The organism is Pseudomonas fluorescens (genome assembly GCF_902497785.1).
GTDB lineage: Bacteria > Pseudomonadota > Gammaproteobacteria > Pseudomonadales > Pseudomonadaceae > Aquipseudomonas > Aquipseudomonas fluorescens_BO.
Map to the genome: position 1 here is coordinate 271132 of NZ_CABVHK010000002.1, position 14768 is coordinate 285899.

14 protein-coding genes are annotated in these 14768 nt (G+C 61.0%); 8 read left to right on the forward strand and 6 right to left on the reverse strand.

What is annotated here, in order from left to right:
* The first annotated feature begins 170 nt into the window (after positions 1-170).
* The 7 genes from F8N62_RS04135 (at position 171) to F8N62_RS04165 (ending at position 7855) form a co-directional block, all read left to right on the forward strand.
* Positions 171-896: an RDD family protein gene (locus tag F8N62_RS04135; protein WP_150709759.1), complete on the forward strand. Its 726-nt coding sequence runs from the start codon at positions 171-173 to the stop codon at positions 894-896.
* Positions 893-1870, forward strand: coding sequence for a stage II sporulation protein M (locus F8N62_RS04140; RefSeq protein ID WP_150709760.1), 978 nt, complete (start codon positions 893-895; stop codon positions 1868-1870). The genes F8N62_RS04135 and F8N62_RS04140 overlap by 4 nt, the downstream gene beginning before the upstream one ends.
* Positions 1857-3401 (forward strand): DUF4129 domain-containing protein, encoded by a 1545-nt coding sequence (locus F8N62_RS04145; protein ID WP_150709761.1) that lies wholly within the window; start codon positions 1857-1859, stop codon positions 3399-3401. Before F8N62_RS04140 ends, F8N62_RS04145 begins: the two co-directional genes overlap by 14 nt.
* Entirely contained in the window at positions 3398-4561 is a 1164-nt protein-coding gene (locus tag F8N62_RS04150) for a DUF4350 domain-containing protein (RefSeq protein ID WP_150709762.1), read from the forward strand. The genes F8N62_RS04145 and F8N62_RS04150 overlap by 4 nt, the downstream gene beginning before the upstream one ends.
* A complete protein-coding gene (locus tag F8N62_RS04155) occupies positions 4558-5559 on the forward strand; it encodes an AAA family ATPase (RefSeq protein WP_150709763.1) in 1002 nt (333 codons plus the stop codon). Before F8N62_RS04150 ends, F8N62_RS04155 begins: the two co-directional genes overlap by 4 nt.
* A 395-nt stretch (positions 5560-5954) precedes the next feature.
* Entirely contained in the window at positions 5955-7286 is a 1332-nt protein-coding gene (locus F8N62_RS04160) for a DUF58 domain-containing protein (protein WP_150709764.1), read from the forward strand.
* A gap of 323 nt (positions 7287-7609) precedes the next feature.
* Complete coding sequence (locus tag F8N62_RS04165; RefSeq protein WP_318181468.1) at positions 7610-7855, forward strand: DUF6124 family protein; 246 nt, start codon at positions 7610-7612, stop codon at positions 7853-7855.
* Between the two features lie 155 nt (positions 7856-8010).
* On the opposite strand, the gene F8N62_RS04170 is transcribed toward F8N62_RS04165, so the two are convergent.
* The 3 genes from F8N62_RS04170 to F8N62_RS04180 form a co-directional block, all read right to left on the reverse strand.
* The gene (locus F8N62_RS04170) at positions 8011-8442 is read right to left on the reverse strand and encodes a hypothetical protein (protein WP_150709765.1); all 432 of its coding nucleotides are present in this window, start codon (positions 8440-8442) and stop codon (positions 8011-8013) included.
* 451 nt (positions 8443-8893) lie between these two features.
* Positions 8894-9253 carry a PilZ domain-containing protein gene (locus F8N62_RS04175; RefSeq protein ID WP_150709766.1) on the reverse strand — a complete coding sequence of 120 codons (360 nt, stop codon included), beginning with the start codon at positions 9251-9253 and terminating at the stop codon, positions 8894-8896.
* Positions 9254-9501: 248 nt separating this feature from the next.
* Positions 9502-9876 (reverse strand): tetratricopeptide repeat protein, encoded by a 375-nt coding sequence (locus F8N62_RS04180; RefSeq protein WP_150709767.1) that lies wholly within the window; start codon positions 9874-9876, stop codon positions 9502-9504.
* Positions 9877-10048: 172 nt separating this feature from the next.
* On the opposite strand from F8N62_RS04180, the gene pyk reads away from it, so the two are divergent.
* Entirely contained in the window at positions 10049-11500 is a 1452-nt protein-coding gene (pyk, locus tag F8N62_RS04185) for a pyruvate kinase (protein ID WP_150709768.1), read from the forward strand.
* Positions 11501-11582: 82 nt separating this feature from the next.
* On the opposite strand, the gene F8N62_RS04190 is transcribed toward pyk, so the two are convergent.
* The 3 genes from F8N62_RS04190 to F8N62_RS04200 all read right to left on the reverse strand — a co-directional run bounded on the left by F8N62_RS04190 (position 11583) and on the right by F8N62_RS04200 (position 14499).
* Complete coding sequence (locus F8N62_RS04190; protein WP_150709769.1) at positions 11583-12332, reverse strand: enoyl-CoA hydratase-related protein; 750 nt, start codon at positions 12330-12332, stop codon at positions 11583-11585.
* Between the two features lie 132 nt (positions 12333-12464).
* Complete coding sequence (locus tag F8N62_RS04195; protein ID WP_150709770.1) at positions 12465-13400, reverse strand: iron-sulfur-binding ferredoxin reductase; 936 nt, start codon at positions 13398-13400, stop codon at positions 12465-12467.
* On the reverse strand, positions 13393-14499 hold the full coding sequence (locus tag F8N62_RS04200) for a GGDEF domain-containing protein (RefSeq protein ID WP_150709771.1): 1107 nt from the start codon (positions 14497-14499) through the stop codon (positions 13393-13395). Before F8N62_RS04200 ends, F8N62_RS04195 begins: the two co-directional genes overlap by 8 nt.
* Positions 14500-14768 lie beyond the last annotated feature (269 nt).

The following is a 14768-nucleotide window of genomic DNA, read 5'->3' on the forward strand; positions in this document are numbered from 1 at the left end:
CTGAAGATCGACGAAGTCTAGGCGTTTGCATCCCGCCCCGGCCAGTGATCTTGCATTCAATCACCTCTGGCCACGCACCGTGCAATACATAGTTATGTCGTTTTCCCCCGAGAGGCTGCTAGCATCGGGCGCAGAGAAAATCCCGGTCAGGCCACATCATCAGGTTGCCCATGCTCGAGACCACAGCACTGCCACGGAAAGCGACGCTGTCCCCACCACTGGATACGCGGTATCAGGTCGAAACGCCGGAAGGCATCGACTTGCCGCTGCGCCCGGCCGGGTTGATGGTTCGAGCACTGGCGTTCGCCATCGACCTCGGCCTGCGCGGGTTGATCCTGGGCCTGTTGTTCATCGTACTGGCGTTTCTCGGCAAACTCGGTGCCGGCCTGGGCTCGATCCTGCTGTTCGCGGTGAGCTGGTGGTACATGGTGCTGTTCGAAGTGTTCAATCAGGGCCGCTCGCCGGGCAAACAGTGGATGGGCCTGCGCGTAGTGCAGGACGATGGCACGCCGATCGGCTGGTCTGCTTCGCTGGTGCGCAACCTGCTGCGGTTTGTCGACCTGCTGCCGTTCGGCTATTTCCTCGGCGCCATCAGTTGTTTGCAACACCCCCATTTCAAACGCCTCGGCGATCTCGCGGCCGGCACGCTGGTAATTTACCGCGAACACGCGCTGATCCGTCCGTCGCTGCCCGACGTTGAACCGCGCCGCCCGGCCTTTGCCTTGACGCTGAACGAACAGCGCGCCGTTCTCGGATTCGCCGAGCGCCAGGCTGAACTCTCCGAAGCACGGACCGCAGAGCTGGCCTCGATCCTCGCGCAACCGTTGAAGGTGCCGGCGTCACGTGCAGTGTCGGAACTCAACGGCATTGCCCGCGGCTTGTTGGGCCCCGCATGAAGCAAAGTCTTTTCGAAAATCACCACAAAGCTGAATGGGCGCAGTTTTCGCTGATGCTCGAGCGGCTGGAGCGCAACAAGGACACCTCACGCGTCGCCAGTTTCCCGAAAGACTACCGCAGGCTCTGCCAACACCTGGCCCTGGCCCAGGAGCGTGGCTACAGCAGTTTTCTGGTGGACTCATTGCAGCAGCAAGTGTTGCGCGGGCATCAGCAACTGTATCGGCATCGCAGCCGGTTGGGTGCCAATGTGCTGGCGTTCATCCTCGCGGATTTTCCGCGACTGGTGCGCGAGCAGTGGCGGTTCGTGCTGGCCGCCAGCCTGATATTTTTCGGCAGCCTCAGCGGTTTTGCGCTGTTGGTGTACCTGTTCCCGGACCTCGTCTACAACCTGATCCCGGCGCAACAGGTCAGCGACCTGCAAAGCATGTACGACCCCAACGCCGGTCACCTCGGCCGTTCGGCGGAACGGGCGGCCAGTGAAGACTGGGTGATGTTCGGGTTCTACATCATGCACAACATCGGCATTGCCTTTCAGACGTTCGCCAGCGGTTTGCTGTTCGGCCTGGGCAGCGTGTTCTTCCTGTTCTTCAACGGTTTGATGATCGGTGCGGTGGCCGGGCATCTGACGCAGATCGGCTACGGGCAAACCTTCTGGTCGTTCGTGATCGGCCATGGTGCTTTCGAACTCAGTGGCATTGCCCTCGCCGGTGCCGCCGGCCTGCAACTCGGCTGGGCCTTGATCGCACCGGGACGCCTGCCGCGCGCAGAAGCGTTGCGCATCGCGGCGCGCAAAAGTGTGCGGCTGATTTGCGGGGTCATGCTCTTTCTGTTGATCGCCGCGTTTATCGAAGCCTATTGGTCGTCGATGACTGGGCCCGCGCCGCTGACCAAGTATCTGGTGGGCGCGGCGCTCTGGTGTCTGGTGGCGATGTACCTGCTGTTGGCCGGACGGACGCGCCATGCGCCTGAGTGACGCGACCGTGGTGATCCGCCCTCGGAGCCACTGGGAAGCCATGGACCTGGGCGTGCTGCTGAGCCAACGGCACCGGCGCCTGCTGATGACCAGTTGGGCCATCATCACCCTGCCGGTTTTCGCCGTGCTCACCGTGCTGCTGTGGGATTCACCGTCCCTCGCCGTGTTCATTTTCTGGTGGTTGAAACCGGCGTTCGAGCGCCTGCCGCTGTACATCTTGTCCAACGCCATGTTCGGTGAAACGCCCACCCTGAAAAAGGCGTTGCGCCAATGGCCACGATTGCTCAAGCCGCAACTGCTGGCGAGTCTGACCTGGCGCCGCTTGAGCCTGAGCCGCAGTTTCCTGATGCCGGTGGTGCAACTCGAAGGCCTCGGTGGCCCGGCACGACAACAGCGCTTGCAGGTGCTGTTGCAACGCAACGCCGGCGCAGCGCGATGGCTGACCATTATCGGCATGCATCTGGAAACTGCGCTGTGGATCGGCTTGATGGTGCTGTTTTACCTGCTCCTGCCGCAACAGGTCGAACTCGACTGGAGCTGGCAAACATTGCTGTCCGCCGCCACGCAAGACTGGCGCTGGCTGGAACACCTGACCAATGTGTTTTACGTGTTGGTACTGGTGGTGTGGGAGCCGATCTATGTGGCGTGCGGCTTCACCCTTTACCTGAATCGGCGCACGGTGCTGGAGGCCTGGGACATCGAGCTGGTGTTCCGCCGCCTGCGCCAACGCTTGAGCAGCACCGCCGTCGCGCTGTTGCTCGCAGCCGTTGTGCTGATGCCATCGGTGCAAACCGTTTGGGCGACGGAGCCGGTGATCTCGCCCGAGACCCCGCGCCTGCTGGACCAGCCACTCACTACTCAGGCGTCCCGCGAAAGCATCAAGGCGATCCTCGATCAGGCGCCGTTCAAGAACAAGGAGACGGTCACGCGCTATCGCTTTGGCGAGGACAAACCCGACGCCGAAACCGCTGAAGATGGCCAAGCCCCCGCGTGGCTGAGAGCGCTGCTTAAAATGCTGGACCACCAGCGTTTTGGCGCACTGGCGAGCCTGATCGAAGTGGTGCTGTGGAGTTTGATCGTCGGAGCACTCGCAGGGTTGATCTGGCGCTACCGCGACTGGCTGCAGGCCTTCGTCAGTCGCCGACCGGCATTGAAGCGCAAAGTGGCGCGGCCGCTACCGCAACAAGCGTTTGGCCTGGACCTCAATCGCGACACCCTGCCCGCCGACATCGCCGCCAGCGCCGAAAGCCTCTGGCAAACCCATCCTCGCGAAGCACTCGGGCTGCTCTACCGCGCCCTGCTCAGCCACTTGCTGCACGACTGCCACCTGGCGCTGAAACCTGCCGACACCGAAGGCGAAGTGCTGGAGCGCGTTAAACACCTGCAACAACCGGCGTTGCTGGATTTCAGCTTAAAACTGACCCGGCACTGGCAGAACATGGCCTACGGGCATCGCCTGCCACCCGCGCACCTGCAACAGGAATTGTGTGATGGCTGGCGGGCCCTGTTCGGTCCGGGAGCGTCGCGTTGAACCGGCGGCTCTGGCTCGCGGCGGGCCTGTTTATCGCCGTGCTGTTGGGCGCCCTGAGTATTTATCTGTACGTCAAAGCGGTGCCTTATCAGGCCGACATCGATCATGGTCCGTCGCCTGCCGCCCAAGCCAACCCGTACCTGGCCGCCGAGCATTTCCTGCGCAAACAGGGCCTCGACGTCGGCCACGCCAACAGCCTCGACATTTTGCCCACACTCGACCCGCGTCAACACAGCCTGCTGCTGCTCGGCGACCGGGACAACATGACCCCACGGCAGATCGATCAGGTAATGAACTGGACTCGCGCCGGTGGTCGTCTTCTGTTCGTCGCCGAATCGTTATGGGATGAAAAACTCGGTCAAAGCAATGACCTGTTGCTCGACCGGGTGCAGGTGCATCAATCACTGAGCAAAGACCTCAAGGACCCGCCATCCGACGTCGAGAAAGATCCCTTTCCCCGGCTGACCAAGCTGTACCTCGAAGACGAGAATGCGCCGGCCTACGCCAGTTTCGACACCGCGTTCCATCTCGAAGACCCGAACAACCTCGCGCAATCCTGGGCCAACAGCGCCAAGGCCACGCACATGATGCAGCTGAACCACGGGCTCGGCTCGATCATCGTCGTGACCGACGCCGACCTGTGGAAAACCCCGGCCATCGACCAGTACGACAACGCCTGGCTGCTGTGGTACCTGACGGCGGACACGAGCGTGACGCTGCTGTTCAACACCGATCACGACAGCCTGCTGACCTTGTTGCTGCGCTATTTTCCCCAGGCGCTGGTTGCATTGATCGCCCTGATCGGGCTTGGCTTATGGCACGTTGGCGTGCGCCAGGGTCCATTGATTGAAGCGGCTCCAAGAGCCCGTCGACAACTTCAGGAACACCTGCGCGCCAGCGCCGATTTCCTCCTGCGTCGCAGTGGTCAGGACAGCCTGTTGCACGCCTTGCAGCAAGACATCCTGCGCCGGGTGCGGCGCCGTCACCCCGGTTTCGAACAACTCGGCGTCGCCGAACAATGGTTGGTGCTCGCACGCCTGAGCGGCCAACCCACACGCGCTATCAGCCAGGCCATGAGCCCGCGACCGAAGCAACGGCTGTCCAGCGTTGAATTCAGCCGTCAGGTCGCCCACCTGCAAACCTTGAGGAACGCGTTATGAGTGAACAGATCGAGCCCGGCGCACCGAGCCACGCCGCGCAGCAACGCCAGCGCGCCAGTCAACTGGCCCAGGCTATACGGACTGAATTGCAAAAAGCCGTGATCGGTCAGAACCTGGTGATCGATGACGTGCTCACCGCGCTGATTGCCGGCGGTCACGTGTTGCTTGAGGGCGTGCCGGGGCTGGGTAAAACCTTGTTGGTGCGCGCCCTCGCCCGCTGCTTCGGCGGTGAATTCGCGCGCATTCAGTTCACCCCGGACTTGATGCCCAGCGATGTCACCGGGCACGCGGTGTATGACGCGCAGACCGAGCAATTCAAACTGCGCAAAGGCCCGGTGTTCACTAACCTGTTGCTCGCGGACGAGATCAACCGCGCCCCGGCGAAAACCCAGGCGGCGCTGCTTGAAGCCATGCAGGAACGCCAGGTCACCCTCGAAGGCCGCGCGCTGCCCATCGTGCAACCGTTCATGGTGCTCGCCACGCAAAACCCCATCGAACAGGAAGGCACGTACCCGCTGCCGGAAGCCGAGCTGGATCGCTTCATGCTCAAGGTGCGCATGGACTACCCCGACGCCGAACAAGAGTTGGACATGGTGCGCCAGGTCAGCCGCTCGACCCGCGCCGACATGCTCGACGTGCAACCGCTGCGCACCGTGTTGCAAGCCAAGGACGTAATGGCCTTGCAACGCATTGCCAGCGACCTGCCGATGGACGATCAGGTCCTCGACTACGCAGTACGGCTGGCCCGCACCACCCGCAGCTGGCCCGGCCTGACCCTCGGCGCCGGGCCGCGTGCCTCCATTGCACTGGTGCGCTGCGCACGGGCGCGGGCGCTGTTGCGCGGTGGTGAATTCGTGATTCCGGATGACATTAAGGACTGCGCGCTCGCCGTGCTGCGCCACCGTGTGCGCATCGCGCCGGAGCTGGACATCGAAGGGCTGGAGGTGGACAGCGTCCTTCGGCAACTGCTCGATCAAGTAGCGGCACCGCGCCTATGAATATCGTCGTCCGGATAAAAGATCGCAGCCTTCGGCAGCTCCTACAGGGGTACGCGTTCAACGTAGGAGCTGGCGAAGGCTGCGATCTTTTGATCTTTCAACACGATCAAGTGCTCCGCCAACGGCCTGATCAAGTAGCGGCGCCGCGCTTATGAATATCGTCGTCCGGATAAAAGATCGCAGCCTTCGGCAGCTCCTACAGGGGTACGCGTTCAACGTAGGAGCTGCCGAAGGCTGCGATCTTTTGATCTTTCAACACGATCAAGTACTCCGCCAACTGCTTGATCAAGTAGCGGCGCCGCGCTTATGAATATCGTCGTCCGGATAAAAGATCGCAGCCCCGTAGGAGCTGCCGAAGGCTGCGATCTTTTGATCCACCTGCCCGGTGCAACCCCATGAAACCCTCGCGCCTGCTATTGATCTGGCTCGCCGTGCTGTTGGCCATCGGCATCATGCTCGGCGCATTGCGCGCGCTGGAATTCGCCGTTTCATCAACATTGTTATCGATCCACTGGGGACTGCTGCTGGCGCTTCTGGCCCTGGCGATACTCGACGCCGCCCGCCTCAAACGCTTCCCGTCGCCCCGGATAAAACGACACATGCCCGGCAGCCTGGCGCTCGGTCGCTGGGGTGAAGTGCGCATCGAGATTGAACACGACTTCCCCCAGCCACTGAGGCTCCAACTCTTCGACCACGTCCCCGACGGCCTCAGCTTCGACAACCTGCCCCTGTCAGTCGAGCTGCAACCCGGCCAGCACAGCCAGGTCGGTTACCGTCTGCGCCCGCTCAAGCGGGGTCACTTCAAGTTCGAACACTGCGAGATAAACCTGCCAAGCCCCATGGGCCTCTGGTCCGACAAACGCCTGCCAAGCGTGGCCGACAGCACCCGCGTTTACCCCGACTTCGCGCGCCTCTATGGCGGCCAACTGCTGGCGGTGGATAACTGGCTCAGCCAGCTCGGCGTGCGCCAGCGGCAACGACGCGGCCTGGGCCTGGAGTTTCACCAACTGCGCGAATTTCGCGAAGGCGACAGCCTGCGCCAGATCGACTGGAAAGCCACCGCCCGCCAGCGCACGCCGATTGCCCGTGAATACCAGGACGAGCGTGACCAGCAGATCATTTTCATGCTCGATTGCGGTCGACGCATGCGCAGTCAGGACGGCGAACTGGCGCATTTCGATCACGCGCTGAATGCCTGTCTGTTGCTCAGCTACGTGGCGCTGCGTCAAGGCGATGCGGTGGGCCTCAGCACCTTTGCCAGCGACAGCCCCCGCTACCTGGCCCCGGTAAAAGGCGCCGACCAGCTCAATATCTTGCTCAACTCGGTCTACGACCTGAACAGCAGCCAACGCAGCGCCGACTATCAAGCGGCGGCAACGCAACTGCTGGCCCGGCAAAAACGCCGGGCGCTGGTGGTGCTGGTGACCAATTTGCGCGATGAAGACGATGAAGAACTGCTCACGGCCGTCAAACGCCTGAGCAAGCAGCATCGGGTGTTGGTTGCGAGTCTCAGGGACGGTGTGCTCGACACGCTGCGTCAGGCTCCGGTGCAAACCCTGCACGAAGCGCTGACCTATTGCGGGACGGTGGATTACTTGAATTCGCGGGCGCAATCCCATGAACGGTTGAATGCTCATGGTGTGTCGGTGGTGGATGCCAAACCGGGGGAATTGGGCAGTGAACTGGTCACGCATTACCTGGCCTTGAAGCGTGGTGGGGTCTCTTGAAATACCCGTCAGCAACTGACTACGACTTCTTGCGCAACGGACTACAGATCCGCCAGAATCCGCCGGCTTGTGCGCCCTGAGCCCACCCCGTAACTTGATCCACGTCGCTGATTTCCAGCGATCGGGTTTAGTCGCCCGAGGGGCAAATGGATGTGCACAAGTGTCATGAAATCAGGTGATCCCCATCCCTGACTTTTATGGTGGCTGTGCGCAGGGCGCCTTCGGGCGCGCCGGTTTCCGTTTGCTCCCGGTCGACTAACCTGCGTTCAGCCGCCACCCTCGTTTAGTCGCGAGTCGGTGACAGCATCATGAGAGCAAATATTATGTCCAAGCAAAAACCGAACCCCCACGTAAACGGCATGTCGATGTTCACCGTCGATCCCGACGCCGACCCCCGATCCCTCTCCATCCAGGCGCTCGAAACCTTCTGTTCCGTCAACGACCTGCTGCTCGATCTGGCCGATAGCCTCGACGACAAGGCGCGGCGTTCGGCCGTGATCATTTACCAGTTGAGTGAGTTGGGGTTGATGCTGGTGGAGAAATCGCTGGCCAGGGAGCCCGCGGTTTAGCGTTTAGCCGTGAAGCATCTATTGTTTAAACTGATGCATTCTTCGGAACGCCGCCCGGTGCCGGCTCGCTCCCACATTTAATCGGTTTCGAACACAAAATATGTGCACCCGAAGATCCATTGTGGGAGCGAGTTTGCTCGTCAAGACGCTATTATCTAGTCAAGCAGCTTGAACGATGTCGATTCTTTTGGAGGATCACCACCAGGTGTGTCAACCTGATACTCAATTTGCACTATAATACCGTCACCCGGTCTTTGATTTAACACCTGACCGTAAATCTTACTTTGCCACTGCCCATTCTGAACTGCCTTATCGGTGACTCGTCCACCAATGAAGGAAAAGTATGGAGCCCCTAAAAAATAGTTATACAGCTTACCTTTGCTCCTGCCATTGCCAGGACTAACCCTGTATTTGATGAGATCTATCGCAACCTGGTGACCACGAAATTCATACTTGTACATGTAATCTACAACGAATCCCGCAACGTGAAGCCGCCGTTCTATAATCTTTTCTCCCGCCTTTATATTATCTCCAGGCGAAAGTCCGGTCTCGACACTCTCTAACTCCTCAAAATTTTCAACGTTCATACCGACTACCTCCTAAATTGTTATTTGACTTGTATTATTGATCTGTAATGGAAACCTTAGATCACAAGTAGTTAATGCCGATTCGCATCCCCTGCCTACCTGTCAATAATGACAGTCGCGACGAACGGTATTTTCCCCTTGTAACAAGAACGTCGGCGAACATCGTCCACGAGAACGTGTAAGCGCTCTCATTGATGAGACTCAGCAAATTGGCCAAGGGCGTCTCAGTTGAATGAATTGCGGGATGAGGTTGGTAAAGAGGTCGCTGGCGAATCAGCCGGCGGTTGGCGCGATGTAGCGTCAATTCATTCACAATGCAGTGTCTGATCTGCCATCGCGAGCAGGCTCGCTCCCACAGTTGATCCGTGGCGTTCGCCGGTAATGCGTTGCCAGGAGATCCCATGTGGGAGCGAGCCTGCTCGCGAAGGCGTCAGCTCAAACAACGCAGCGCTCAGGCAGACGCCGGCAACGACTGAAAACTGAAGTACCGCTTCAACGCCTCCACCAAATCCCCATACTCCGGCGGAGCCCATTGCAGGCTAAACCCGGCGTCGTAGTGCCGAGGGGTGGCGTCTTCATGGCACCACAGGCAGCACGCCCTGATGTCGATCACCTGCTGGCCACCATCGGCCTTGGGGATTTTCAGGCGCAGATCAAAATCGGCGCCGATCATCATGGGCAATTGACTGATGAGCATCAGCCCGTCTTCGGAGACGTTGCCCAGAAACCCTATGGGTTTGTCGGTGACGCTGTTGAACACTTTCAGAAAATACGGCAGTTGATGCCGCTCGATCCGGCGGTCAGTGAACATGCGCAATTCGCCCAGCAAGGCCCTTAAGCAGGGCCGCACTAATGCTTCGGAACGGGCCGGCCTGCCTTCAAGCATGGGCAAGTAATTGGCGCGCTCTCCCCGATCCCGGTGCGACAGCCCATGAACCGCTGCCGCTTACTCCCGCCGATCACAGGTGTTGCCTCGGTTCAGAGGCAAGGCTCCAGAACCGGTTTACTCGACTATAGCTCACCGTCGCGGGTGAGCCAGCCTTTGCATGGCAACTGCAATCAGAAGCGAGTCGGGCGCACCACCGCAGCGCTGCGCAGCGGGTAATGGCCCAGCGACTGCAAGGTTTCCAGGCGGGCGCGGGCGCGGTAGGCGTACTCGCTTTGCGGGTACGACGCGAGGATGAACTGGTAGGTCTGCGCCGCATCGACAAACAACTTCTGCCGCTCCAGGCACAAACCGCGCAGCATCGACACTTCCGGCCACACGTAGGACCGCGCGCGGCTGGCACGTTCGACTTTGGACAGTTCGAGCGTCACCTGCTCGCAATTGCCACGGTCGTAGGCTTTATAGGCATTGTTCAAATGGTGGTTCATCGAGAAACGGGTGCAGCCCACAACACTGAGGGCAAGCACGGCTATGAGCACGAATCGCATGGGGGTTCTCCTGTCTTGAGCTCTGTATCGACCCGTGGGCGAAAATCTTCAGGCTGCCTGTAACCAAAAGTGTTCGTTTAAAGAAAGAAGCGAATAAGTAGTGCGAATGAACAATGACTACACCCCGAGAGCATAGTAGCCTCACTCAGCGCTTGAACTCAGGAGTCTTTGCATGTCCGTCCGTCGTACCAAAATCGTCGCTACCCTTGGCCCGGCCAGTAACTCGCCGGAAGTTCTAGAACAGCTGATTCTGGCTGGCCTGGACGTCGCCCGCCTGAACTTTTCCCACGGCACCCCCGACGAGCACAAGGCTCGCGCGAAGCTGGTGCGGGACCTCGCCGCCAAGCACGGCCGCTTCGTGGCCCTGCTGGGCGACCTGCAAGGCCCGAAAATCCGTATCGCCAAATTCGCCAACAAGAAGATCGAGCTGAAGATCGGTGATCAATTCACCTTCTCCACCAGCCATCCTCTGACCGAAGGCAATCAGCAAGTGGTCGGCATCGACTACCCGGACCTGGTCAAGGACTGCGGCGTAGGCGACGAGCTGTTGCTCGACGACGGCCGCGTGGTGATGCGCGTCGATACCGCCACCGCCACCGAACTGAATTGCACCGTGCTGATCGGCGGCCCGCTGTCGGATCACAAAGGCATCAACCGTCGCGGCGGTGGCCTGACGGCGCCAGCCCTGACCGAGAAAGACAAGGCCGACATCAAGCTCGCTGCCGAAATGGAAGTCGACTACCTCGCCGTGTCCTTCCCGCGTGACGCCGCTGACATGGAATACGCCCGTCAACTGCGCGACGAAGCCGGCGGCACGGCCTGGCTGGTGGCGAAGATCGAACGCGCCGAAGCCGTGGCCGACGACGCCACCCTCGATGCACTGATCGCTGCCTCCGATGCGGTCATGGTTGCCCGTGGTGACCTCGGTGTGGAAATCGGCGACGCCGAGCTGGTAGGCATTCAGAAGAAAATCATTCTGCACGCACGCCGCCACAACAAAGCCGTGATCGTGGCGACCCAGATGATGGAGTCGATGATCCAGAACCCGATGCCGACCCGCGCCGAAGTGTCCGACGTGGCCAACGCCGTGCTCGACTACACCGACGCCGTGATGCTTTCGGCCGAAAGTGCGGCCGGCCTGTACCCGCTGGAAGCGGTGCAAGCGATGGCGCGCATCTGCGTCGGCGCGGAAAAGCACCCGACCAGCAAAACCTCCAGCCACCGCATTGGCAAGGTCTTCGAAAGCTGCGACCAGAGTATTGCGCTGGCGGCCATGTACACCGCCAACCACTTCCCGGGTGTAAAGGCGATCATCGCCCTGACCGAAAGTGGCTACACGCCGTTGATCATGTCGCGAATCCGCTCTTCGGTGCCGATCTATGCGTTCTCCCCGCACCGCGAAACCCAGGCCCGCGCGGCCATGTTCCGTGGCGTCTACACCGTACCGTTCGACCCGGCATCGCTGCCGCCTGAGCAAGTCAGCCAGGCTGCGATCGACGAGTTGCTCAAACGCGGCGTTGTCGAGAAAGGCGACTGGGTCATCCTGACCAAGGGCGACAGCTACCACACCATCGGTGGCACCAACGGGATGAAAATCCTGCACGTTGGCGATCCGATGGTCTGAGTGACCGGTTGCTGAAAAAACAAAGCCCCGCCATGTGAATGGCGGGGCTTTTGTGTTTTTAGAATCAAAAGATCGCACACGGTCAATGCCGGTTGATAAACCCCGACAACGCCGCAATCGCTTCCGGCGAGCGCAGGCGTTGGGTGAATAACGCGCCCTCTTCTTCGATGACTTTGCGCAGCTGCTCGCGGTCCGGAGCTTTCATCAATTGCTTGCTGATGCGCACCGCCTCCGGTGGCAACGATTCGAAGCGAAGCGCCATTTCCCGTGCCTTGGCCAACGCTTCTTCGCCGCTGCCGAGCGCCTCGCTCGCAATACCCCACGTGGCAGCTTGTTCTCCGCTGAATCCTTCGCCGAGCAACAGCAGTTCAGACGCTTTGGCATGCCCGAGCAAGCGCGGCAGGATCAGGCTGGAGCCGAACTCCGGGCACAAGCCGAGATTGACGAACGGCATGCGCAACCGCGCATCGCGGGCGACGTACACCAGATCGCAATGCAGCAGCAGTGTCGTGCCGATCCCCACTGCCGCGCCGGCCACGGCGGCGATCACCGGTTTGCGGCATTCGAGCAGGTTGAGCATGAAACGAAACACCGGGCTGTCGAGGTTGCCCGGTGGTTGTTGCAGGAAGTCGGCGATGTCGTTGCCGGCGGTGAAGCACTCGGCGGAACCGGTGATCAGCACGGCGTTGATGTCGGGGTCGGTGTCGGCCTGTTGCAGTGCCTCGGCCAGATGACTGTACATAGCGCGGGTCAGGGCGTTTTTCTTGTCGGGGCGGTTCAGACGCAGGGTCAGCAGACCGCGTTCGCGTTCAATCTGGATGGCATCGGTCATGGAAGGTCCTGATCTGAAAGGATCAACTATGGCGAGGGTGCTTGCTCCCGTTTGAGTGCGCGGCGTCCACAAAATTTTGGGGCCGCTGCGCAGCCCAGCGGGAGCAAGCTCCCTCGCCACAACAATCAGCGCTCAACCGCGAGGCAGGAAGACGTCGGCCAGCAGTTGATTGCGCGGCAGTCCCGCCAGGTACAGGCGCCGGGCAAAGGCGTCGACGCTGTCGGGGGCCCCGCAGAGTAAGGCCTGGGTTTGCCGCGAAACAAGCCGCAGTTGCGCCAAAGCCGCGGCCAGGTCGGTCGGTGTCCACAGCTCGATGCTGAGGTTCGGACGGCTGGCGGCCATGGCTTGCAGGGGTTTGGCCAGATAGTGCTCGTCGGCATCATGGGCCAGGTGAATGACGCGGATGTCGCCCTGGTGATCCTGGCGCAGGGCTTCGCGCAACACGCCAAATAACGGACCCAACCCGGTGCCGGCGGCCATCAGCCACAGCGGTCGGGTGTGCCAGTCGGCATCGTAATGCAGCGCGCCGCCGCGCAGTTCGCCGAGGCGCAGCGGGTCGCCGATTTTCAATTGGCGCGCGGCGTCACTGAAGGCACCGGGTTGGCGGCAGTCGAGGTGGAATTCCAGAAAGCGGTCTTCTTCCGGCAGGCTCGCCAGGGAATAGGGCCGCGCCACGTTCCCGGCCCACAACACCAGATGCTGACCGGCGCTGTAGCGTAACGGCCGTTGAGGCGTCAGGCGCAGGCGCAACACGCTGGCGCTCAACCAGTCGACAGCGGCGACCTCGGCCGGGCGACCGTCGCGCTGCGGGTCGAAGGCATGCACTTGCAAATTTTCGATCACCTGACACTGGCACGCCAGCCGCCAGCCTTGCTGACGTTGTTCTGCGCTCAAGGCATCCGGGCGGCTGTCGCCCGGCAGTCCTTGCGTACACTGCACCAGACAGGCGTGACAACTGCCGGCCCGGCAGCTGTAGGGAACGGATACGCCGTGTTGATTCAACGCATCGAGCAGGTTGCTGCCAGCAGCCACCGACCATTGTTGATCGCCGACCCGCACCTCAGGCATCGACGTTCTCCCACGCCGCCGCGCAACGATTGCGGCCGTCGCGTTTGGCGCGGTAGAGGGCCTGATCGGCGCGGTGCAAGGCATCGTCGAGATCATCGCCCAGCTCCAGCAGCGTCATGCCCGCCGAGAGGCTGAGGTTGCCGACTTTCAGGCCGATCAACTCGACATCGGTGAAAGCAATGCGCAGCCGCTCGCAGCAAGACGTCAGGCGTTCGGCGCTGCAATCGGGCAGCAACACCACGAACTCTTCGCCGCCATAACGGGCCAGCACATCGCCCTCGCGCAGACAGGCGCTGGCCACGCCGGCAAAGGCTTGCAGCACCTGATCGCCGGCGGCGTGGCCGTGCACATCGTTGATCCGTTTGAAATGGTCGAGGTCGATCAGCGCCAGGCCATGCACGACACCGGGCTCCATGGCGTTCAGCTCGCGCGAGGCCAGGCGCAGGAAATGCCGGCGGTTGAACAGCCCGGTCAATTCGTCGGTGGCGACCAGGTCTTCGAGCTGACGCATCATCCCGCGCAGGGTGTCCTGATGCGCTTGCAAGGCGAACCGGCGCTGACGCATCCGATGGCGCGAGGCCTGGACGTAACGGGCGTAAAGCTCCAGCCAGATCAGCACGATAAACAGCACGCAGACCTGTAACGCGGCCAGCGCCGGGTCGGCCAGTTCAAAGTGATAGCCCTCCCACAGCGTGATCGCACTGAAGCTGAAAAACACCAGCAACGCACAGCGCAAAAACGCCCGGCGCGACAGATGAAACAACCCGAACAGCAGGATCAGCAGGTAAAACACCAGGAACGCGCCGCGCGCCTCGTCCAGGTTGGCGATCAGCCAGGTTTGCCAACCCAGCCCCATCAGCACTTGGGCTTCAGTCAGGCTGGGGTCGGGAAAGCGCAGGTTCCAGCCGCTGTAGAACAACGCGAACAGGGTCGCCTGACTGATGACCACGAGTGCGCTGCCGACGGCGACGTTAGCGAGCGGTTCATCGTAATGGCCGGTGAAAAACGCCAGCCACAGCAGCAGCAAAGCCAGGGCGTAGGTGCCGGCTGCGAGGGCAAAGCGTTTGAGCAAAAGGCGCTGGATTGCGTTATGGGTCAATCGTTGACTCACCGTGCGAATGGAGGCTGATTGAGTGTCCTACTCTACAGACCGACTGCCACTTTAGTGGCGGGCCGGATAAATGACCATTGAATTTTGGGGCGAATAACTGGCGTCAAACCACTGACCCGCGATGAGCCGATTACCTGTGGCGAGGGAGCTTGCTCCCGCTGGGCTGCGCAGCGGCCCCCGCATTCTTTCAGTTAAACCATGATGAATCTCTGGCGACTGCTTCGCAGCCGAGCGGGAGCAAGCTCCCTCGCCACAGA

Bases quoted from the DNA above. Each gene is read 5' to 3' on its own strand.
- F8N62_RS04145 (WP_150709761.1), top strand. From the start codon at position 1,857: ATGCGCCTGAGTGACGCGACCGTGGTGATCCGCCCTCGGAGCCACTGG.
- F8N62_RS04190 (WP_150709769.1), bottom strand. From the start codon at position 12,332: ATGACCGATGCCATCCAGATTGAACGCGAACGCGGTCTGCTGACCCTG.
- F8N62_RS04170 (WP_150709765.1), bottom strand. From the start codon at position 8,442: ATGAACGTTGAAAATTTTGAGGAGTTAGAGAGTGTCGAGACCGGACTT.
- F8N62_RS04195 (WP_150709770.1), bottom strand. From the start codon at position 13,400: ATGCCTGAGGTGCGGGTCGGCGATCAACAATGGTCGGTGGCTGCTGGC.
- F8N62_RS04135 (WP_150709759.1), top strand. From the start codon at position 171: ATGCTCGAGACCACAGCACTGCCACGGAAAGCGACGCTGTCCCCACCA.
- F8N62_RS04165 (WP_318181468.1), top strand. From the start codon at position 7,610: ATGTCCAAGCAAAAACCGAACCCCCACGTAAACGGCATGTCGATGTTC.
- F8N62_RS04180 (WP_150709767.1), bottom strand. From the start codon at position 9,876: ATGCGATTCGTGCTCATAGCCGTGCTTGCCCTCAGTGTTGTGGGCTGC.
- pyk (WP_150709768.1), top strand. From the start codon at position 10,049: ATGTCCGTCCGTCGTACCAAAATCGTCGCTACCCTTGGCCCGGCCAGT.
- F8N62_RS04140 (WP_150709760.1), top strand. From the start codon at position 893: ATGAAGCAAAGTCTTTTCGAAAATCACCACAAAGCTGAATGGGCGCAG.
- F8N62_RS04155 (WP_150709763.1), top strand. From the start codon at position 4,558: ATGAGTGAACAGATCGAGCCCGGCGCACCGAGCCACGCCGCGCAGCAA.
- F8N62_RS04175 (WP_150709766.1), bottom strand. From the start codon at position 9,253: ATGTTCACTGACCGCCGGATCGAGCGGCATCAACTGCCGTATTTTCTG.
- F8N62_RS04160 (WP_150709764.1), top strand. From the start codon at position 5,955: ATGAAACCCTCGCGCCTGCTATTGATCTGGCTCGCCGTGCTGTTGGCC.